Raw genomic sequence first — 21,844 nt, 5'->3', positions numbered from 1 at the left:
GCCAGCGCCGATGGTACTGCATTTATGTGGGAGAGTAGGTCGTCGCCATCTTTAACAAACCCTGTGTTCGACAGAGCACAGGGTTTTTTTATGCCTCATAATAAGTGAAAGCATCAATTTGTGACATGTATATATAACAAATCCCTTTTTGATTTTATCAAAAAGGGATTTGTTATTAAAAGGTCTTACTTCAATATATGATTGAAGAGAGTAGATTAGATTGCTATTTTTTCATTAGGCTGTAGTTCTCCGGTTTCAACCTTATCAACTAGATGTAATACGAATTCTTTATCGTATCTCCACCAGGCATGGATGGCCATCGGAGGTTGCCCATCGCTTAATTTAAATAGTGCTCTTGGATTAGCGTCGAAAGCGAAACGCAATGCCTTTTGTGGAGGGCAAGCTTTGAACCATGCAAATTTGTCAGGTGCTATAACTGACCAAAACATGTCTTCATTGATGCGAGGTTTTAAATTAAAAACGTTGTAATTGTATATAATGCCGTCTCGCATCAACCTAAAGATTTTCCAATACCAAATTTTCTCCATTTCCCATAGAGAAGAGAGCCGATTGAAGCATAGGTTATTTGATGACAATACCTTTATGCATGATTTTATATTTCTGAGGGAATAACCTCCATTTGATCCTTTAGGTTTGATCTTACCAGTTGTATCATTATGGTATCCTTCCAAGATTGGGGCACCAACGACGTCGTATGGTTGCTGGATCCAATAGTCAAGCTCGTCTTTGATTACCATCACATCCAAGTGGCAAATAAGCAAAAAGTTGTAACTATCGAACGCCGTGTAGAATTCTAAACTTAGTAATAGATTGTTATGTCGAATTATTTTCCCAAAGTACTTATCGTCAAAAATCTTCACTTCAATGTTTGGATATTTTGACGACATTTTAGCGAGTGCCTCAGATACCTTTGCCGGACATATAATGAAAATTTTTCTACTTGAGAATTTATTAACAATTCGTTGGAATGAAATATTCTCCAAGTCTGAGAGAACTGGCTTGTGCATTGGTATTATGACGCAGACATCTTTTCTATCTACAAAGTGCTTCATAAATTATTCTTCGTATTAATAGGATTCGGTAGAGTTACAGCGTTTGTTTTAAGAACCGGATTTTATGAGATGAGGTACTAAATGACTTAGCTACCATCACCGACTACGACTACCTTAACTGTTTTAAAGATAAGGCTAATATCGTTTTTAAACGACCAATTGTCGATATATTCCAAATCTAGCTTCATCCACTGAGTGAAAGGGATATTATTTCGCCCTGATACTTGCCATGTACAAGTAATTCCTGGTTTCATACTAAGACGTCTGATTTGCCATCTTTCATACTTCTCGACTTCTGATGGCAGCGGTGGTCGTGGACCAACGACAGACATATCGCCACGAATTACATTTAGGAACTGCGGTATTTCATCAAGTGAAGTTTTTCTAAGGAAACGCCCAATTCTCGTAATTCGAGGGTCTGCTTTGATTTTGAATACCGGCCCTTCCTGCTCGTTTTGACCAGCTAATTGTGCCTTTAACTCCTCGGCATTTACTACCATTGTTCTGAACTTGAAACAGTGGAATCTGCGACCGTTTAAGCCTACTCGCTCTTGTTTAAAGAAAACTGGTCCGCCGTCGTCTATTTTGATAGCGATTGCAATTGCTAACTGTACGGGAAAGGTAAGAACGATAACACACAAGCTAAAGAAAAAGTCGAACAGGGACTTAAACTTCAGTTCCAAATAATTATCAGGTGCATTTTTATAAGAAATAAACGGAAGCGTATTGATTCGTGACATTGAAGGACTTCCGTTTTTCTCTTTGATAAAGGCCCCAATTTTTGTTTGATAGTGGAACCCAACACCAATTTCGGAACAGTCATCCAAGTAGTTTTTAATTTCCTTTTGGTTTACTCCAGAACGGCAATATATGACGTCATCAATCGGGTTCGAATCAATAAGAGGCTTGATATTCGAACGCATAGAGATGACATTGTAGTCGAGAACATATTTCTGTTTAATTTCCTCACAATCTGACATGATTCCCCATATTTGGAACCCCCAGTCTTTTGTGTTGATAATCTCATCGATGTTTGGGATACATTCTTTATCCGCAATAATTAGGATTTGTTTTGAGTTGAACCCTTTTCGACGTAAGTAACGCATCAGCATAAATACCGAGTTGTTGTATAAGATGAGCAAAACAAGGTCTACTACACCGAAGTAAAGCAGGTTTGTCAACTCGAATACTTGATAGCGGAGGATAATGTTTACGGCGAAAAGAAAACACACTGATGTTGTTACAGCTTTAATATAGCCTTTCACAATGTTGCTCGTTCCCATGGTACGAGCTACCGACCCCATCCCGTAAATGTCGAGGATGATGTACCATAATAGAGTGATAACAACAATCGCGTTTTTCAATTCGCGCGATGAGCTTAAATATTTAAACTCCTCACTGTCGGTTATAAAACCAATTGCCAAAAAACATAGCACAGTTAAAATAACTTGAATCGCGATGCTAAGTTTAGCAAGAACAATTTCACGTTCCTTATACATGACAAGTAAATTTTTTAATAAAAAGGGTGTAGGATTTAATAGAAAGTCGTCAGCCCTGTTTGGGGCTTGTTTATGCATGCTTGATCAATCTTCAACCACGATTGATTTGCTATTAGTTGTACAACGTTTTATTCCCAGAAATTTGATTTGGGATAAAGCTTACGCTATTTTTTCAGATATTACGAATCGGTAGAACAACAATCCGCCCAAAAGTCCTGATAAATTTGCGACTAAGTCGAGCATAGAAAATGAACGATTGAACGGGAGGATTCCTTGCAGAACTTCAATTAAGAAGCTCCCCAGAAAGAAGCCGATGATTACAAATGCCGAGTTAATTTTTGTTTTCTGCAGTTTAATAGTTATCAACTCTGATACAGAGAGCACAAAATAGAGGGTGAAATGAACAATTTTATCCAGGTTCGGAATTCTTTCGACCTTTGGCAAATCACTCGCTGGCATGAGGCACAATATAAGGATCATGATTCCCCATGCGATGGTGAAGACCTGCGTGATCTTTGCGTTCCGAATACCCGGGATAAAATTGTTTTCTAGCATATACTTGATTGACTGATTCTATCAGCTTTGCATGTCATTTAGAAACTGCTTGATGCGCTGTTCTTCCTGTTTGCTGCAAATGAGAAGCGTGCCGTTTGCTTCTACAATAATGTAATCTTCCAAACCCTGCACGACTACTTTTTTAATAGTACTGGTGTGAACCAAATTATTTTTACTCTCGTAAAATTTGGCTTTGGAACTTGCGGCGGAGTTACCATTTGCTGGTTTTTCCGATTTTTCCCACAAAGATCCCCAGGTACCTAGGTCTGACCAGCTGAAGGTAGCCTTTTCAACAAAAAGGTTATCAGCTTTCTCTAATATACTGTAGTCAATCGAGATATTTTCACATGCGGGGAACACCTCGTTGATGTATTCTCCCTCTTTTTCCGTGTAAAAATACTCCAGCCCTTTCTCGAAAGTCGAAGCCAAGGTTGGATTATATTTCTCAAAAGCTTCAATAATTGTAGATACTGACCAGAAAAAGATACCGGCATTCCAATAGTATCCACCATCGGCCAGGTATTTCTTAGCAGTGTCAAGATCTGGCTTTTCTTTGAAAGCTTTCACGCTTGCGATCTCCGCATTTTTATCCGAGGTTTGGATATATCCATATCCGGTTTCCGGTTTATGGGGAAGAATACCTAATGTCAATATTGCCTTATTGGCAGCCGTGAAATCCAGACCTTTTTGAACGGTATTTTCGAAAACATCGAATTCGTCAATAAGATGATCCGCCGGGCTAACTACAATATTCGCATTTGGATTGAGTTTTTTGATCTTGTAAGAAGCATACGCAATGCAAGGCGCTGTATTTCTCATACAAGGTTCAGCCAAAATATTTCCGTCAAGCAATTCCGGATATTGTTCTTTTACGATTGCGGTGTAATTCTCAGAAGTGACCACAAGAATGTTTTCAAGCGGGCAAATTCCTTTAAATCGATCAACGGTATGTTGAAACAGTGTTCTGCCTGTTCCTAACATATCCAGAAATTGCTTTGGTTTTTGAGCGGTACTGACAGGCCAAAAACGGCTGCCAATCCCGCCCGCCATTATAACGAGGTAGTTGTTTAGATTCATTTTTAGCCGACTTTTACGTTTGAAGTATACCACTTTATCATACTCTCAATACCGTCTTCGATTTCAACAGAATGTTTCCATCCTAAGCCGTGGAGTTTTGACGGGTCGGTGAGTTTACGCATTGTTCCATCCGGTTTCGTGCGATTGAAATAGAGGTCGCCATCAAAACCAACTTTGGCTTTGATCAGTTCGGCTAATCCGCGTATACTGATTTCTTTGCCGGTACCAATGTTAATGTGGGTATTTCTAATCTCATTCGAGTTTTTAGGAACCACGTCTTCAAAATTGATATTCTCCATTACGAAGATACAAGCGGCTGCCATGTCCTCGCTCCAAAGAAATTCACGCATCGGATTGCCAGTACCCCAAATTTCCACGGCGTATTTACCGTCGATATTTTTGATTCCGTATTTTTCAAGTATGCCAAGAATACTGTCTTTGGATGCTGTATTGTCGATTGATTCAACCGGGCGTTGCTCCAAATCATCCAAAATCGCGTCCCAATTGTCTTCAGAGAGACACTTCCCGAGGTAAATCTTCCGGATTAATGCAGGCAGCACATGTGACTTTTCCAAATCGAAGTTGTCGTTTGGCCCGTACAAATTCGTTGGCATAACAGAAATAAAGTTGGTGCCGTATTGAATATTGTAACTCTCACACATTTTAATTCCGGTGATTTTCGCTACAGCGTATGGCTCGTTTGTGTATTCCAACGGAGAAGTCAGCAAACTGTCTTCCGGCATTGGTTGTGGCGCTTCCCTGGGGTAGATACAAGTACTCCCCAGAAAAAGCAGTTTTTTTACGTTATTTAGGTAGGCTTGGTGGATGACATTATTTTGAATCATCAGGTTCTCGTAAATAAACTGACCCCGATAGACGTTATTGGCCATGATTCCACCAACTTTTGCAGCAGCTAAGAATACGTAGTCCGGATTCTCTTCTTCAAAGAATTTAGCAACGGCGAGCTGATCGGATAGATCAAGTTCTTTGTGCGTTTTGGTGACAAAATTGGTATAGCCTTTTTCTTTAAGACCTTTCAAAATAGCCGAGCCAACCAAACCCCGATGTCCTGCAATATATATTTTGCTGTTTTTTTCCATGAACGGTTTATTTTGAATTTATAGACTTCTTGTAATTTTTAGCTAATAAGTAATTACAGTTCTACTATTCAAAATAGTTCATGGTTTGGTACCCACCTTTATTCAGGTAAGCATCCTTTTGCATCAGTTTAACGTCTGATTGCATCATATCGGCAACCAATCCTGCCAAGTCATATTCTGGAGTCCAATTCAATTTGCTCATGGCTTTTGTCGGATCACCAATCAACAAATCTACTTCAGTAGGACGGAAATACATTGGGTCTACGTGTACAATATCGTTATTTCCTGATTTGATTCGCTCTTTAATTGCTTCCAAATACTCTACACCAACTTTTGCATTGAAAAGCTTTTCGTCAACACCTGAGATGTAACCAACTTCATCGACACCTTCTCCTTTAAATGAAGCTTCCAAACCAACTTCCTGGCAAGCCATTTTAATGAAGTCGCGGATTGTAGTTGTAATACCCGTTGCGATTACATAATCATCCGGTTCATCTTGTTGAAGGATCAGGTACATTGCTTTGATATAATCTTTGGCATGTCCCCAGTCACGCTTTGAAGCCAGGTTACCCATGTAAACTTTATCTTGCATTCCAAGAGCGATTCTTGAGATTGCACGGGTAACTTTTCTGGTAACGAAAGTCTCCCCGCGGATCGGTGATTCGTGGTTGAACAGGATACCATTGCTGGCGTGCATTTTATAAGCCTCGCGATAGTTTACAGTAATCCAATAGCCATATAATTTGGCTACGGCATAAGGAGAACGAGGGTAGAAAGGAGTTGTTTCGGATTGAGGAACTTGTTGAACCAAACCGTAAAGCTCAGATGTAGATGCTTGGTAGATGCGGCTCTTCAAACCTAACAAACGAACAGCTTCCAATATACGAAGTGTTCCGATACCGTCAGCATTAGCAGTATATTCAGGGGTATCGAAACTAACTTTTACGTGGCTCATTGCTGCCAAATTATAGATTTCGTCAGGTTTTACTTCCTGGATGATACGGGTAAGGTTCATACTGTCCGTTAAATCACCATAGTGTAAGATTAAATTGCGGTGATCGGTATGTGGATCCTGGTAAAGGTGATCGATACGATCCGTATTGAACATCGAGGAACGACGTTTGATACCGTGAACAACATAACCTTTCTTTAATAAGAATTCCGCGAGATAAGCACCGTCTTGTCCAGTGATCCCGGTAATTAGAGCAACCTTTGACATTTTCTTTAGTTTTATGAGATTTTTACTGATTTTAGAGCCACAAATTTATTTTTTTTTTCTTCGGATGTCTATAATAATGTTAACCCGATTAAGATGGATGTAGTTATTTAGCATTGCTATCATGTCGTTGTTTAGTCTAGCAAAATCAGAATTTAATTTGTCAGAATTGAAAATATCTATACTGATTAGCAGCTCACCCAATATCAAGCATGATGATTTTGCTTTTGAAAAATGGTATAGAGTTATATGCAAATCGTCTTGAGAACAAGCTTCTTGGATGTCGTAATTGATCGTTCGAACTAGTTCTTTCAACTGACCAAAAATTGAATCTTCAGTCGCATTTGCACGGATGTCCATCTTATTCATAGAAGTAACCATTTTTTTCGATTTCCTCCAAAGATCAAAATTTTTAAAGTGCTTTAAACGCATTTGAATGCTTATATAAGAGGTTGGGTTTCTCAAATTTCGCTTACCTAGTGAGTATATTCCTTGAATGTTCTCTCTGAATGCGAAAGGAATGAGGGGAATAGTTGAGTTGTTTCTGAAAACATCTGCGATAGTGTAAACAATTTATTGTTTACACTATCGCAGGGGGGAAGCACTTTTACAATATTATCTTAATCCACTGAGAGTTTTTGTTTTGGACTATTTACACTTACAGTGAACGTTTTATCTTGTTCTTGCCGCAGTTTATCACATAGACGACCTGCAGGGATAATTACGTCATTGTAGGTTAGAACTTGGTCTTTTGGAATATCGTTCTTTAATATACATCCTTGGGCCAAACCAATTGGTAACAAGTTTTCAATGCGAGAAGTATCGTAGTTTTCACATAGACCATAAGTCATGTATTCGCCCAATCCGTCGACCGTTGATCCAGCCTTAAGTGGTATTTTGGCAGTGGCAACAACGTCTACCATTGGCCCTGCAATAGGTGTTAAAGCTGCATCTCCGAACAACACCGCTCTAGCGACTGTCATCGGTACTTCGAAATGACATAAATGGTAAGGTGTATAGAACAAATATAATGGACCTTCACCTAACTTATAAAGATTGAGGTAGTGCTGTTGAAGAGGGTCGTCATGAGTTCCCAGAACATATACGCCAGGACCAGGCTGTGCTCCTACTATGTAGTCTACTATTCCAGGGCCTTCTAAAAGTTGATCTAATGGATAGAGATTATGAACGACATCTTGAAGAGCAGCGCCAGATGGAACTGTCGGGCCGTGCATGCCTCTTTTACCCACACGCATACCTGTTCCGTTTGCCACGATGGCTTGTTCAAAGGAGATTTTTGTGCCATCTGCAAACGAAGTGACCATACTTGGGTTTTGCCCCCACTTTTTCGCAAATCCTTCTTGCGTTGTTGGATTTCGGTAAGGATCATGAAGCCCTTTTATATTGCCGCAAAGAACAGGCTTAACGCCGATTGACTTTACAAATCGGTAAAGATTCATTTCAACCCCAGGTTGATCGCCATCTGCACTTGTCAAAACGACTCCTGCTTTATCCGCATATTTTTTTAATATGGGCCCGATTGTTCCGTCAATTTCAGCGTTCATAAGGATAACATGCTTTTTATGGTCAAAAGCAGTCATGATTAGTTTCGCTGTAAATTCAATTGCTCCTGTCACTTCAATAATGGCATCAATTCCGTTAGCACGGCATAGTAGTTCAGGGTTGTCAGTAACGCTGTATTTACCTTTTTGGATATTGTCTTCTAGCTCTGTTACACGATTGACTTGAGAAACTTTGTCTATGCCGGCCTCTGCATATGCTTTGATCGCTTTCTCCGGAGTACGGTTTGAAATTGCAACCAACTCCATTCCCGGTACAGACCTGGTTATTTGAATAACAATTCCACGCCCCATAAAACCGGATCCAATCATTCCGACACGGATGGGGTTGTTTTCTGCTGCTCTCTTTTGGAGGGCTTTATCAACGATAATCATTTTTGTTTTGTTTTAAGGAAGTAAAGATTCGTCGAAGTCCGGGTGGTTTTTGTCTTTGTCGGTAATCACCGTTATTTCTCCGGGCCATTGAATGTTGAACCGAGGATCATTATAGCGTAAACCCGCTTCTGATCCGGGAGTATAAAACTCTGTTACTAGGTAGGTAACTTCGGTATTGTCTTTGAGCGTAATAAATCCGTGCGCAAACTTTTCAGGAACGTATAACATTTTGTAATTGTCTTCAGTAAGTTCGATGCCAAACCACTGCAGGTAAGTTGGAGAGTCTTTCCTCAAATCAATAATTACATCGTAGATTGCTCCTTTAGTACAACGGATTAATTTTGTTTCCTCGTATGGATGCTTTTGGTAGTGCATTCCACGCAAAGTGCCTTTTAATTTGCTAAGAGAAGTGTTCGATTGGACAACATTGCCGTTAAGTCCGTGCTCCTCCATTTCATGTTTACACCATGATCTACCAAAAAAACCACGGTCATCAGTGAGTTGCTTGATCTCAATTACATACGCTCCCGGCAACTTCGTTTCGGTGAATATCATTTTCAGATGTTTTTAGAAAGTTCCACATTAAGTTTTCGCTGAGGTGCCCATTTTCTTGTAAACTTGCTAATATTTTCAAGCGCATGTACTTTGAGTCTCTGAATTTGGGGTCTTTTAATCCGATGTTTGTGAGTGATTTAAATAAATCTTCGATTGTTGATTGCAGGTCGAAAATCGGTTGATGATTTGGAGCAAGTTCTTTAAAAAGGTCGAAGTTTACTTTATAAGAACGCTTATCAGGGGGAGCATCTTGATTGACTGTGACCTTGCAGCCTGGAACAACTTTGGCAACTGCTTCTGCGAGTTCTTTAACTTGGTAGTTCCAAACGTTGCTACCAGTATTTATTGCCAAGAACTGGCCGCCGTTTGATTCCTTCCGGGTGATTGCCCAGTCGATTGCCCGGCCCATATCCAAAACGTTAATCAGCGGTCGCCATGGAGTTCCGTCGCTGAGGATATCAATTCCTTTGGAAACAACAGCTCCAGCCACGAAATCATTTAAAACCAAATCTAATCTCAATCGATTGCTCATTCCACACGCAGTTGCAAATCGGAGGCAAGTGACAGTAAAGTTAGCGTCTGCCAATGGCTCTAGATCTTGTTCTGCGAAAACCTTCGATCTGGCGTAAGCCGTTAATGGATTTTTTGTGTCAGTTTCTTTTTTAGCATATTGGTCTGCAGCTCCGTAAATACTGCAGCTTGATGCGAAAACGAATGATTTTACTTTAGCTTCTTTCGCTTTTTCTGCGATTTTTATGCAGGAGCGATAGTTTACGTCTAATGTAATCTCTTCATACTTGGCACCCATTGGGTCATTAGAGATAGCAGCCAAATAGACAACAGAGTCAAATCCGGATAAAATTTCGTAAGGGAATTCGCGAACATCACCGAAGAGTTGTTGATTGAGTTTTACTTCCGGCAAAAATTCTGTATTTGTAAGTTGATTTGCAAAATAGCCGATATCATAACCAACGAGCTCACCTTGAGGATAAGTTTGTCGAAGTTGCTTGACAACGCCAGGGCCAACATAGCCCATGTTTCCAATAATTAAGATTTTCATTTCTTTATTGTTTAAAGATTAATTCCAAATTTTCCAGGGGGCTTCACCACTAGCCCAAAGTTCTTCCAAGGTGTGCTTATCGCGTAAAGTATCCATCGGATGCCAAAATCCGTGGTGTCGGTAAGCTGAAAGTTTTCCCTCTGAAGCTATATTTTCCAAAGGATCTCTTTCCCAAATCGTCTGGTCTCCGTCGATGTAGTTGAACGCTTCCGGTTCGACCACAAAGAAACCGCCATTAATCCATGCAGACTCACTGCCGTCTCCCGAAGGTTTTTCCCTGAAGTTTGCAATAGTGTTTCCGTCGGATTGGAGGCTGAAGGTTCCAAATCGGCCGGGGGGTTTAATCGCCGAAAGTGTTACAAGCGAGTTTTGACTCTTGTGAAATTTGATCGTTTCAGTTATGTCAACGTTTGAAACACCGTCACCATAAGTCAACAAGAATGGCTCGTTACCAACTAGATCCTTAACTCGCTTAATACGTCCACCGGTGAGGGTTTCAGAACCTGTGTCGATCAGTGTAACCTTCCAAGGTTCGACATTGGACTTCAGATAACTGATTTCGTTTTTCTCTAAATCGACATGGATGTCCGAGTGGTTTTGTAAATAGTTCGCAAAGAATTCCTTGATGATATAGCCTTTGTAACCACACAAGACTATGAAATCGTTGTGACCATGAGCCGCGTAAATCTTCATGATATGCCAGATAATTGGATATCCTCCGATTTCGACCATCGGCTTTGGTTTGATCTTTGTTTCCTCTGATAGGCGAGTTCCCAGACCGCCAGCCAGAATAAGTACTTTCATATTTAAGGGGTATTACTTTTAGAATATACACGTTAGGGAGATAGAGTGCTGCTTTGCACAACCAATGAGCATAACTACCTCGTAGAAATTTATTCCTAGGCAGATAAAAGTGAGTTAACCAGACGTTTGTGGGAACTAATTAAGTGTGGTTTGTAAGCTTCCACGTCTTTTGTCGCGATATCAGTCAAGATGCAATATCCCAGGTTCTTGAATCGAAGAGCGATTCGGCTTTTTCCACGGAACTCAACAACTTCTCCAACCACACCTTTCATAGGTCCCGCGACAACAATTACTTTAAGCCCTTCTTCCAGATTGTCATAAGTAACATCAATCTCCTGGTTGTAACCTTGCAGGAAGATTTTCAAATCGTCCAGTTGCTTTTCTGGGATTGGGGCAGCTTTTCCACCGAAAGATACATAGGCAACTGCACCGGTAGTATTCAATACGTTGAAGTATTCTTTGTTACTTACTTTCACGAAAATGTAGCCTTTCAGCAAAGGTTCTTCTATAGTCTTGATTCTGTCGCTCCAACGACGTTTTTCAGTCCTTATTGGCAGATAACTTTCGATTCCCTTTGACTGAAGGCTCGCATGTACCTTTTTCTCGAATCGTGATTTTGTGTACAAGGCAAACCACTGGTAATTTGAATTGATTAAACTCATAACTAATCATTTAGAGATTAATAACTATTTTGATTGCAGATCGTCTTATTGGTTAACGGCTTAACACAGCTTCGCTTCCTGACCCACACGGGTCTCGTCTCATATCATCAAATCATTTGTGTTTTTAGAACCTCTTTTTTTAGAGAGGCGCTAAGTTTTCGTTGTTTAAGATTTGATTTAGTCTTCTCGATTTGTGTCTTGTCGATTAAGTCGTAATCGCTGTTTCAGATTATCCAAACTTTATCGAATTGCGTTAAGTCAAAATTCCGGCTTATTTAGATCGAATTCAAGTGGGGATTATACGCAAAAATGCATTGGTTTTTGTAAGTGGCAGTAAATCAGCAGTAAGGGATGTGTTTTATAACATCTATCGGAAATCAATGGGTAATTTCCCCCATATGCAGAAGGTCCTCTTTTTGACAAAATGATAGTGGTGCAAGCGATTGTGTTTGTTTTCAAGAAATAATACCCATTTGATGCATCAAAAAACTTGCATTCATAGTTTGGGTAATTCCTTGTTTTAGGCGGTAGTCGAAGAATAATTTGTCGTTTTCAATGCGAATTTCAAAGCAAAGAGAAGTGATGTTGTGGGGATATTGTTGTTCTAATTCGGCAAGTTTTAAATCGTGTGTGGAGATGATTCCGTTTGCATTAAGTGCGAGCAGGCGCTGAGTCAATGCAACAGATCCCTGTAGTTTGTCCACCGAATTTGTTCCCTTCAGCATTTCGTCGATTAAGATGAAGGCAGGAGAACCGTTCTGGATCTCGTCCAAAATTCCCTTTAATCTCAGTAATTCCGCGTGAAAGTAGGACTCTTCTTTTTGCAGGTTATCAGTAGTACGCATGTTTGTGTACAGGGGGGCCGGTGACAAAGTCATTTGGTCGGCACTGCAACGGCATCCATTCAAGGCCAAAATCATGTTTATTCCCAAGGTTCTGAGAAAAGTACTCTTGCCAGCCATATTAGCGCCCGTCAAAACGACAAATTGACCTCTTCCTTTCATGTTGAAATCATTTCCAATCCGCTTGTTTTTCTTCATTAAAGGATGAGCGAGGTTCTGCGCTTCGAAACAGAATTCAGGAGACTCGAAAGCAGGGAGACAATATTCCGGATTGTTAAAGTTGAAATTTGCCAGACTTGATAATGCATCAAACTCGGCGATGACATCAATCCATACGTTAAGTTTGGATTGGTGATCCCGGTTCCAGTTGTCCAATTGCCGCACGCAAATTAAGTCCCACAGATATAGCGAGTCTGCAACGAGGATGAAAATGAAATTGGCTCGGTAGTCGAATCTGGCCAAAATAGACTTCAGTTGCTGTATGGTTGCTGTTGCTGATGTTTCCTCTTCGTACAGTTTTTGTTGAAGCTGTTTGAGGGAAGATGAGTTGAAGTTCTGGTCTTCAATCATCTTTAACAAATCAAAATATTTGCCTAAGATTGATGTCTGGTTTCCGAAGTGGTTATAAAAGTCATCGATCGTCTTTTTGCTGAACGACAGAATCGCGACATTGAAAACAGCGACAAGCATTAGTAAAGTCCAAGGCACCAATTGAACGAATGCTAAAACGAGTATAACGGTTGAGATGACGGGAATAATCGTAATTAACCATTTTATTCTGCCCGGGTTTTTCAGCTTTGTCTCTTCACTGAGTTTTCGCAACAGTTTCAGGTCAGCTTCGTTGTCCAGGTTTCCTTTTCCTGCAAATACTTGTCTCCATCGAACTTCTTTTGCGAGTTCTTCTATCGCGTTTTGACGATCTTTTAGAGCTGAGACATCAGTTTCTTGGTTTTCCAACAGGCCTGCCAGGCGCTTTTTCCCTAAAGGTGTAGTGGTTCGGTTTAGGAACTGAAACAGGCTACCTTCTCCAAACACGTCCAGATCGAATGAGAACGGATGATCCGGATTGTTAAATTCTTTACCGGGATTGAAGTGGGAGTATTGTTCTTGAAGCGCTAAAAGTTCTTTTTCAGAGATTTTTATCAGCCGCTTCCGAAAATTTCGTTCTTTTTCAAGCAAAATGTTTTTGCGAATGAAAAATAGAAAAAGTGCCGTGAAGATAAGAGTAGAAACAAGCAATGAGGGATAAGGAAGATAAATAACGCTCAAGATGATTCCCGCAAAACTGATTAAGCGGAAATAGAAAAGCTGTTTCATTTTTTTATTGTAACGCTCCAAATCTCCTTTGTCCTGTCTCAGGAATTCTTCAATTTGGCTTGCAGGGTTGCTCATAACTGAATCCAGTTAAAATGTTGAAGGCGATTAACCAACAAAAGGGTTGTGAATACAAAGCTCAATACGATAATAAGAATGTAGCGGAAATCTTTGTTTCGTAGCCGTGCCTCGGCCAATTTGGGCAGTCCAAGCACAAAAAAGCGGTTGTCGAGAAATATTAATAGCCGATAAGCGCCGTAGCCCAGTGCGGTGCCGAAGGTGACGCCTGTCAACACGTCGAATGGAAAATGGACACCGAGGTAAATGCGGCTGTAGCTAACCACGATCGCCCAACTGAAAATGAGAAAATTGAATGCTCTGTTTTTGAAAATGAATGAGGTGAAAGTTGCGACTGCAAATGTATTTGCCGCGTGTGCCGAAAAATATCCGTACAACCCTCCTTTGGAAAGCACATTGTGTACCAGATCCTGCATTGTTGGATCGTGGGTTGGTCGCAATCGTTGCACGGAGTCCTTGATGAGCCCGGAGAATTGGTCGGCAATGAGGATGCATAAGGCGATCAGAATAAGAATCATGATCGACTTCATCCGGTACCTGCGAATGATATAATAGATGATTACACCAAAAAGTAAAATCCAGTATTCGGTGCGGGTGAACAGAGCCATAACGACATCCCAAAACGGGGAATGCATCCCGTTTAGATAAAAAAAGATGGATTTATCGACGTCGATTATGTGCTCCATAAATCTTATTGTGGTTTATTCAAAATCTGCCAAATGGTGTCTTTCAGTTTTGTAATTCCACCTCCGGTTACCGACGAAATGAAATCGTGCGGAATATCTTTAAATTCTTTGCTGATTTCCGCTTTCAGTTCATCATCCAGGAAGTCAGATTTACTGATCACCAAAAATCGTTCCTTATCCAACAATTCCGGGTTGTATTTCTCCAGCTCGCTCAAAAGAATCAGGTATTCTTTTCGGTGATCCTTGCTGTCGGCTGGTACCATAAACAAAAGCATCGAGTTTCGTTCGATGTGACGCAGGAAACGCAATCCCAAACCTTTCCCCTCGTGAGCCCCTTCAATAATACCCGGAATGTCGGCCATAATGAAAGACTGATTATCACGATAAGAAACGATTCCCAAATTGGGAACGAGCGTGGTGAACGGATAATCGGCGATTTTGGGCTTGGCTGCAGACACTACCGAAAGCAGTGTTGATTTACCTGCACTCGGGAATCCAACCAAACCGACATCGGCCAATACTTTCAACTCGAGAATTTTCCAGCCTTCTTCGCTTGGCTCTCCTGGTTGTGCATAACGCGGCGTTTGGTTAGTCGACGATTTGAAATGGGTGTTTCCCAATCCCCCGCGACCACCTTTAACCAGGATGTTTGTTTCGCCGTCGTGTGTGATTTCGAATAAGAATTCACCGGTTTCCGCATCACGGGCTACAGTACCCAGCGGAACTTCGATGATGATATCTTCTCCATCGGCGCCGGTGCTGCACTGTTTACTGCCGGATTCGCCATGGCCTGCAAAAATATGACGTTGATAACGCAGGTGAAGCAGCGTCCACATTTGGGCATTTCCACGAACGATAATGTGTCCTCCGCGACCGCCATCGCCACCGTCGGGGCCACCTTTGGGAATATATTTTTCACGGCGAAGGTGTGCAGATCCGGATCCCCCGTTTCCCGAACGACAAAAAATCTTTACGTAGTCAACAAAATTGCTTTCAGCCATTTGCTTAAAAAATTGAATAGATGCAAGATAATATAAAAAAAGACGAATGCATGGAGCACATCCGTCTTCTGGAAACTATTTCGTATGATTATAATGCGTTTACAGCATCAGACAAACGAGATGCAATTTCAGCAATTGATCCCATTCCGTTAATTCCAAAGTGTTTGTCTTGAGCGGCATAATAATTTTTCAACGGTAATGTTTTTTCGTTGTAAACATTAATCCGGTTTTCGATGATTGATTCATCCTGATCGTCAGAACGTCCCGAAGTTTTACCACGGTTCAGCAAGCGGGCAACCAGCTCAGCTTTTTCTACTTCCAAACTCAGCATGCCCGAAACCGGAGTGCCGTTTGTGTTAAGCAGTTGGTCCAACGCTTCGGCTTGAGCGACTGTGCGTGGAAAACCATCGAAAATAAATCCTTTTGCATCGGATGTATTTTCCAGTTTGTTTTTAATCATTCCGATTACTACCGAATCAGGAACCAATTCGCCATTGTCCATGTAACGTTTTGCTTCAATTCCAAGTGGAGTTGATGCTGCAATTTCGTTACGCAATAAATCGCCGGTTGACAAGTGAACCAATCCGTAACTTTCGATCAAGAATTCGACCTGTGTTCCTTTTCCTGCTCCCGGAGGGCCGAACAAAACTAAGTTTAACATTCTGTATTATTTTTTATAAAGGGGATTATTCAACTACTTTAAAAATATCAATCAGGTTGCGGCCTCTTCCATCGTAGTCCAAACCGTAGCCAACAATAAATTCATTGGGAATTTCCAGCCCAACGTAATCCAAATTAACGTCACGTTGTAAAGCGTCAGGTTTTAAAAGCAAAGTAGCTACCTGAACTTCAGCCGGGTTTTTAGCTTTAATTTGAGCGATCACTTTTTCAATCGTGATGCCCGTATCGACGATGTCTTCGAGAACTACAACGGTGCGGCCTTCCAAACTTTCGTTAAGTCCGATAAGTTCTTTCACGGTGCCGGTTGTCGAAGTTCCTTGGTATGAAGCAAGCTTAACAAATGAAATTTCAGCGTCGAGCAGCGTAATTCGTTTGAAAATTTCAGCTGCAAACATGAAGGATCCATTCAGGATGCATAGGAAAAGTGGATTTTTCCCTGCCAGATTTTCGTTCATCTCGTCTGCGATTTTTTCAATCACAGCACGTATTTTTTCGTAGGGGATGAACAATTCAAATTCCTTGTCTATAATCTTGATTTTTCCCATCGTGTTTTAAAATTTTAACCGGATAAACAGGCGGTTGAAAGCTGTTTTCAATATCAGTTTAAATCGACTATTTTTGCCCGGATTTTAAAAAGCTGCAAAGTAACAAAAAATTATCGCTCGTTTTACGCTCAGTAGCTGATTATTTTCACTTTAAGTTGAATGAGTCGGCGGCTCGTTGTAAATTTGTAGCGAACTTGTGCCGGAATTTAATGCGGGTAAATGAACCCGATTGCAGGTCAGCTTGTTTGAGGTGTGTTTACAGTGATTTAAAACAGATATAATGGAACCAAAAGTTAGTATTATTATGGGCAGTACCTCCGATTTAGGAGTGATGGAAGCTGCAGCAAAAATTTTAGATGAGTTTCAGATTCCTTTTGAAATCAACGCGTTATCTGCTCATCGTACTCCAGCCGAGGTTGAAGTTTTTGCCAAAGGTGCAAAAGACCGCGGTATTAAAGTTATTATTGCCGGCGCCGGTATGGCTGCTCACTTGCCGGGAGTAATTGCTGCAATGACAACACTGCCTGTTATTGGCGTGCCAATTCGTGCCAGCTTGGACGGACTGGACGCATTGCTGGCAATTGCCCAAATGCCTCCGGGAATTCCGGTTGCAACAGTTGCTATCAACGGAGCTCAAAATGCGGGCATCCTGGCTGCACAAATGATTTCGCTTGGTGATGCTGAGATGGCTGAAAAGCTGGTTGAGTTCAAAGAGACTTTGAAAACTAAAATCGTGAAAGCGAACCAGGATTTATCGGAAGTGAAGTTCAAATTTAAAACGAACTAAAACGCTTCAATTTTTGCTTGACAAATCGAATGCTCACGAAACTTGTTGTAAAACATTAAGATAAAGAGCAAGAATAATATTTTTGTTTAGCAATACTTTGTAACTTGTTTAAGTGCAATATAAAGGGTGGACCGAAAAGGTAAACCCTTTTTTTATGCGTGGTTATTCGGGTATATAATTTTGGTTTTTCTTAGCGTGTTTCCTGCCTTGTCAGTTTGCAAAGGGGCAGGACGCCGTTGTCGTTCCTGCTTCAATCCAGGCAATGGGAGGCGGCGGAGCCAGCTTGCCCGAAGTGGACGCACTTCAGCTAAATCCAGCTTCTGTATCTTCTTCTGGTTTTACTGCCGGAATTTCATATGCCAATCGTTTTTTGTTAAAAGAGCTCGTTGCAGGTGATGCGCAGCTGATTGTCCCGATTGCTGGTAGTAGTGTTTTTGCGCAGTTCGGCCAGTTCGGTAATAGAGCATTTCGCGAAAATCATGTAGGTATTGGATTAGCTCGAAAATTCGGTAATCATTTTTCGGGGGGAGTCCAGTTTCACTATTTTCAGTTACTGATGGCGGAGAACGGCCGCAAGCCAGGCTTGTCGACTTTTAGCTTGGGCTTAAATTTCACCAATGCCGATTATGGTTTTGGCCTTTCTGTTTTCAACCCGATTTCGCAAAAAATGACATCCTCCGATTTTACTCGGGAATATCCGTTTGTTGGACGGTTGGGTGCACACAAGGCTTTTGGTGATCATTTTCTGGTTGTATCCCAACTTACTTACGAAGACGTTCGAAAGATAACAGCTCACATTGGTTTGCAAATTTTTGTGCTCGATCGGTTTTGTATTCGAGCCGGAGTTCAGTCTTCCAGTCCGAGCTGGTCGATGGGCCTTGGATTCCTGTTCGCCAAAGTTCAAACTGATTTGGCGTTCTCTTATCACGAGTATCTTGGCTTTTCACCTTCCGTTTCACTCTATCTGAAACAACGATGAGAAAGACACTGGCTATATCGATGATCTTGTTGCTGGCGCCCAATTGGCTGGTTGCTCAGCAATCTGAAATGATTTTACATGATCAGTTGTGGGATTTGCTTGAACAGGTTTATGAAGAGGACGAAAATGCCGATGTTGAGCAATTGTTATCTGACTTGATCGAGTTGGCTGAAAATCCGATTTCCATAAATAACGCAACTTCGGAAGATTTGGCTCCTTTGTTTTTTCTTTCTCCAATTCAGATCGAAGCACTGATTGCCTATCGCGATGAATTTGGGCCTGTGCTGAGTCCGTTTGAGCTATCTGCAGTTGAAGGCTTCAATCCGGTTTTGGCTCAATTAACAGCTTTCTTCCTCAATTTTGTGGCGGATCAGGAAGTCATTCGGCGACGAAGAATTCGCCAGGAGATTTTGGTACGGGGCACACGCCTGATAGAGGAACAAACCGGTTTTGAAAACGGCAAGTTTGAAGGATCTCCCGAGAAACTTTATCTGCGCTATCGATTCAATTCGAGTCGTGTTCAGTTTGGATACATTGGGGAGAAGGATGCCGGAGAAAGTTTTTTTGAAGGTGAGAATTCCAAAGGTTTTGATTACAACAGCGGCTTTGGCCGATTTGAGTTTGGAAAGAAGCGGTCGTCTGTGGTTTTGGGTGATTATATTGTACAGTGGGGACAAGGGCTGGTGATCTGGCAGGGATTTGCCATGGGGAAGTCGACCGATGTGGATCGGATTTCGCGATTCAACCAGGGAATTAAGCCCTATTCATCGACCGATGAGAATAACCACATGCGTGGACTTGGAGCCGATTTGAAGTTTGGAAAGTTTCAGTTCCAACCCTTCATTTCGTATAAAAAGTTTGATGCAAACACCGATTCTATCGGCGATTTGAAAGTGTTCACTTCAATTCAAACAAGTGGTTTGCATCGCACGGTTTCGGAGATTGAAGATAAAAATTCGGTGGCTGCATTGAATGGTGGTGCTCATTTGTCATTTAATTCCGGTCGGTTTGCACTCGGGGTTTCGGGCGTTCAAACTCAATTTGAATATCCATTGGATCGGGCGGATGATCTTTACAATCAGTTTTTGTTTGAAGGGACACGGGTATCGAATTTGGCCTTAGATTATCGCTGCACTTTCAACCGGTTCTACTTGTTTGGTGAAACTGCAACGTCGTTTGGCGGCCTGGCTACGATCAACGGTTTTATTTTTCAACCTGTTGGGCAAGTCTCGTTTTCTGCCTTGTACCGGAATATATCGAAAGAATACAACGCCGTTTCTGCTGCGACTTTTGCTGAAAACAGTCGGGTTAATGACGAGGAGGGAATTTTCTTTGGTTTACGGGTTTTTCCGGCAGCCAAAGTTGTAATTAACGCTTATGCTGATTTTTTTCAGTACAAATGGATAAAATACACGACAGCCGCACCCGGGAAAGGGCATGAGTATTTAATTCGTGCAGATTACAATTTTAACAGTAACTGGCAGCTTTACGGGCGTTACCTTTACGAAGGTAAACCGTTGAAGGAGAGCTCGGATGTGATCCGATATAATGAGACACAAATTCGTCAATATTTCAGAGCGCAACTCAGTGGCCAACTTAGTGATCAGTTTTTGATTCGAACACGATTCGAGCATTCATTTTACGAGCACGATCACAATTCAGATGGTTGGATGATAAGTCAGGATTTGGGCTGGCAGGCGCGAAATGATGGCGCCCGATTTTGGCTTCGGCTCGCCTATTTCAACACAGATGACTATGATTCGAGAATATACGCCTATGAAAATGATTTACTCTACCAGTTCTCAATTCCGGCGTATTATGGGGAAGGATGGAGATCTTACATAAGTGGAAAAGTTAAAATTTGTGAAAAAATAGAGTGTTGGTTTAAATGTTCCAGAACGTGGTATAAAGGCGTAAACTCGCTTGGTAGCGGGGATACAGCGATTGATGGTTCGAGCAGGACGGAGGTGAAGCTCCAAATACGGTTTAAGATTTGAATCCCATTTTGTATATTTGCCGCCCTAAATCAACTGAATGAGGGATATGATGTGTTTCGACGATATTCGTCCTTACGAAGATCAAGAAGTTAATCATTACATCAATGTTTTATTGAAGGATGATTTGTTCCGTCAGGTTTTGTTTTTCATCTTTAATGATGAGCAAAAGGTCAAGGAAATCAGTGCGGTACTCGCGGGAGTGAAAACGAAGCATGAGTTGCAAATGAAATTCATGTATCCGCTGATTGAAGACTGGATTATAAAACGAACTACCAGCGGCGTAACTTACAGTGGGATTGAGAACATAGATAAGTCTCAGAGTTATCTTTTTATTTCCAATCACCGGGATATTATTCTGGACTCGGCGATCCTGAACTACATTGTTGTACAGGCAGGTATGAATACAACTGAGGTTGCTATTGGCAACAACCTGCTGATTTACGATTGGATTCAGCATATTGTGAAGCTGAACGGTGCATTCGTTGTAAAACGGAATTTACCGGCGCGCGAGTTGCTCACAGCATCGAAAAATCTGTCGGCCTACATCCGCAAAACAATCACAGAGGACAACATGTCTGTATGGATAGCGCAGCGCGAAGGACGAACAAAAGATGGCTGTGATCAAACACAACAAGCCCTTTTGAAGATGCTGAACTTGAGTAATTCGGGTGACTTTGTGAGTGGATTTCGCGAACTAAAGATTGTTCCGTTGTCGATTTCTTATGAGCGCGAGCCCTGCGGAATTTCGAAAGTGGAGGAAATTTACAAGAAGGAACGCGAAGGCTTCGTGAAGACCCAGGAAGATGACCTGAAAAGCATGGCTTACGGTCTGACCCGTCCGAAAGGAAGAGTTCACTTTGCATTTGGTAAACCAATTGATGCGCAGCTCGACCGCATTGCACAATTGGAGAATCCTCAGGAGTCTATCCAGAAATTGGCCGATCATATCGATGCTTGTATCTACAAAAATTACAAGCTGTGGCCTTACAATTACCTCGCTGCAGAGATGTTGAGCGACTGCCGGAAGTACAATGGCGATATTGATGTGGCAACCCGCGAAAAATTTGCTGAACTGCTCGAAGACTTGGTGAAGACCATTGGCGGCGGTGATGCTGACTGTCAGAAACGGATGTTTATGCAGATGTATGCTAATCCGCTTTTAAATGCGGAAAACGTTTGTAAATCGAAAATGCTATCATAAGTCAGGCCGGAGTTTATACTCCGGCTTTTTTGTTTTCACGAAAAAAGGTACTTCTTTGGTGAGTGGTAAAGCACCGGTGTTCACCCCCTCTAGTTTTGCTTCTCTTCATCCTTTACCAAATCATTACACATCGTCGGATTCGTTTGTCGGTTTCAACCTCAAAAATTACTTTTGGGA

General features: G+C 41.4%; 22 protein-coding genes. 5 read left to right on the top strand and 17 right to left on the bottom strand.

The window, feature by feature from the left end; all coding sequences use genetic code 11:
- Positions 1-215: 215 nt before the first annotated feature.
- From BC643_RS22345 to BC643_RS23785, 3 genes are all read right to left on the bottom strand, one after another.
- A complete protein-coding gene (locus BC643_RS22345; RefSeq protein ID WP_147377309.1) occupies positions 216-1,073 on the bottom strand; it encodes a DUF5672 family protein in 858 nt (285 codons plus the stop codon).
- Positions 1,074-1,159: 86 nt separating this feature from the next.
- A complete protein-coding gene (locus BC643_RS22340) occupies positions 1,160-2,650 on the bottom strand; it encodes a sugar transferase (RefSeq protein ID WP_120275590.1) in 1,491 nt (496 codons plus the stop codon).
- Positions 2,651-2,731: 81 nt separating this feature from the next.
- Positions 2,732-3,031, bottom strand: coding sequence for a VanZ family protein (locus BC643_RS23785; RefSeq protein ID WP_394340532.1), 300 nt, complete (start codon positions 3,029-3,031; stop codon positions 2,732-2,734).
- Here BC643_RS23785 and BC643_RS23655 point away from each other — a divergent pair.
- Entirely contained in the window at positions 2,972-3,124 is a 153-nt protein-coding gene (locus BC643_RS23655) for a hypothetical protein (RefSeq protein ID WP_245995049.1), read from the top strand. The genes BC643_RS23785 and BC643_RS23655 overlap by 60 nt on opposite strands.
- 24 nt (positions 3,125-3,148) lie before the next feature.
- Here BC643_RS23655 and BC643_RS22330 read toward each other — a convergent pair whose 3' ends face one another.
- From BC643_RS22330 to hpt, 14 genes are all read right to left on the bottom strand, one after another.
- Positions 3,149-4,204, bottom strand: coding sequence for a mannose-1-phosphate guanylyltransferase (locus BC643_RS22330; protein ID WP_120275587.1), 1,056 nt, complete (start codon positions 4,202-4,204; stop codon positions 3,149-3,151).
- Positions 4,205-4,206: 2 nt separating this feature from the next.
- A complete protein-coding gene (locus BC643_RS22325; protein ID WP_120275586.1) occupies positions 4,207-5,304 on the bottom strand; it encodes a GDP-L-fucose synthase family protein in 1,098 nt (365 codons plus the stop codon).
- Between the two features lie 64 nt (positions 5,305-5,368).
- Positions 5,369-6,523, bottom strand: coding sequence for a GDP-mannose 4,6-dehydratase (gmd, locus tag BC643_RS22320; RefSeq protein WP_120275585.1), 1,155 nt, complete (start codon positions 6,521-6,523; stop codon positions 5,369-5,371).
- A 45-nt stretch (positions 6,524-6,568) separates the two neighbouring features.
- On the bottom strand, positions 6,569-6,889 hold the full coding sequence (locus tag BC643_RS22315; protein WP_147377308.1) for a hypothetical protein: 321 nt from the start codon (positions 6,887-6,889) through the stop codon (positions 6,569-6,571).
- A 251-nt stretch (positions 6,890-7,140) separates the two neighbouring features.
- Complete coding sequence (locus BC643_RS22310) at positions 7,141-8,475, bottom strand: NAD(P)H-dependent oxidoreductase (RefSeq protein ID WP_120275582.1); 1,335 nt, start codon at positions 8,473-8,475, stop codon at positions 7,141-7,143.
- 12 nt (positions 8,476-8,487) lie between these two features.
- Complete coding sequence (rfbC, locus tag BC643_RS22305; RefSeq protein ID WP_120275580.1) at positions 8,488-9,030, bottom strand: dTDP-4-dehydrorhamnose 3,5-epimerase; 543 nt, start codon at positions 9,028-9,030, stop codon at positions 8,488-8,490.
- Entirely contained in the window at positions 8,987-10,090 is a 1,104-nt protein-coding gene (locus tag BC643_RS22300) for an NAD-dependent epimerase/dehydratase family protein (protein WP_120275579.1), read from the bottom strand. Before BC643_RS22300 ends, rfbC begins: the two co-directional genes overlap by 44 nt.
- An 18-nt stretch (positions 10,091-10,108) precedes the next feature.
- Positions 10,109-10,894: a glucose-1-phosphate cytidylyltransferase gene (gene rfbF, locus BC643_RS22295; RefSeq protein ID WP_120275577.1), complete on the bottom strand. Its 786-nt coding sequence runs from the start codon at positions 10,892-10,894 to the stop codon at positions 10,109-10,111.
- A gap of 95 nt (positions 10,895-10,989) precedes the next feature.
- Positions 10,990-11,556, bottom strand: a complete 567-nt coding sequence (locus BC643_RS22290) for a UpxY family transcription antiterminator (RefSeq protein WP_120275576.1) — start codon at positions 11,554-11,556, stop codon at positions 10,990-10,992.
- A gap of 455 nt (positions 11,557-12,011) precedes the next feature.
- Positions 12,012-13,790 (bottom strand): MutS-related protein, encoded by a 1,779-nt coding sequence (locus BC643_RS22285; protein ID WP_120275574.1) that lies wholly within the window; start codon positions 13,788-13,790, stop codon positions 12,012-12,014.
- Entirely contained in the window at positions 13,787-14,476 is a 690-nt protein-coding gene (locus BC643_RS22280) for a phosphatase PAP2 family protein (RefSeq protein WP_120275573.1), read from the bottom strand. The genes BC643_RS22285 and BC643_RS22280 overlap by 4 nt, the downstream gene beginning before the upstream one ends.
- Positions 14,477-14,481: 5 nt before the next feature.
- Positions 14,482-15,477, bottom strand: coding sequence for a GTPase ObgE (obgE, locus tag BC643_RS22275; protein ID WP_120275571.1), 996 nt, complete (start codon positions 15,475-15,477; stop codon positions 14,482-14,484).
- A gap of 88 nt (positions 15,478-15,565) precedes the next feature.
- The gene (locus tag BC643_RS22270) at positions 15,566-16,138 is read right to left on the bottom strand and encodes an adenylate kinase (RefSeq protein ID WP_120275570.1); all 573 of its coding nucleotides are present in this window, start codon (positions 16,136-16,138) and stop codon (positions 15,566-15,568) included.
- Positions 16,139-16,163: 25 nt separating this feature from the next.
- Complete coding sequence (hpt, locus tag BC643_RS22265) at positions 16,164-16,703, bottom strand: hypoxanthine phosphoribosyltransferase (RefSeq protein ID WP_120275568.1); 540 nt, start codon at positions 16,701-16,703, stop codon at positions 16,164-16,166.
- A gap of 280 nt (positions 16,704-16,983) precedes the next feature.
- Here hpt and purE point away from each other — a divergent pair, with 280 nt between their 5' ends.
- From purE to BC643_RS22245, 4 genes are all read left to right on the top strand, one after another.
- On the top strand, positions 16,984-17,490 hold the full coding sequence (purE, locus tag BC643_RS22260; RefSeq protein WP_120275566.1) for a 5-(carboxyamino)imidazole ribonucleotide mutase: 507 nt from the start codon (positions 16,984-16,986) through the stop codon (positions 17,488-17,490).
- A 262-nt stretch (positions 17,491-17,752) separates the two neighbouring features.
- Positions 17,753-18,469, top strand: coding sequence for a PorV/PorQ family protein (locus BC643_RS22255; protein ID WP_120275565.1), 717 nt, complete (start codon positions 17,753-17,755; stop codon positions 18,467-18,469).
- Positions 18,466-20,466, top strand: coding sequence for a ComEA family DNA-binding protein (locus BC643_RS22250; protein WP_120275563.1), 2,001 nt, complete (start codon positions 18,466-18,468; stop codon positions 20,464-20,466). The genes BC643_RS22255 and BC643_RS22250 overlap by 4 nt, the downstream gene beginning before the upstream one ends.
- Before the next feature lie 37 nt (positions 20,467-20,503).
- On the top strand, positions 20,504-21,667 hold the full coding sequence (locus tag BC643_RS22245) for a 1-acyl-sn-glycerol-3-phosphate acyltransferase (protein ID WP_120275561.1): 1,164 nt from the start codon (positions 20,504-20,506) through the stop codon (positions 21,665-21,667).
- The last annotated feature ends 177 nt before the right edge of the window (positions 21,668-21,844 follow it).

Source organism: Mangrovibacterium diazotrophicum (genome assembly GCF_003610535.1).
GTDB lineage: Bacteria > Bacteroidota > Bacteroidia > Bacteroidales > Prolixibacteraceae > Mangrovibacterium > Mangrovibacterium diazotrophicum.
The sequence above is the reverse complement of the archived record's forward strand: the minus strand, read 5'-3'. Positions and strand labels throughout refer to the sequence as shown.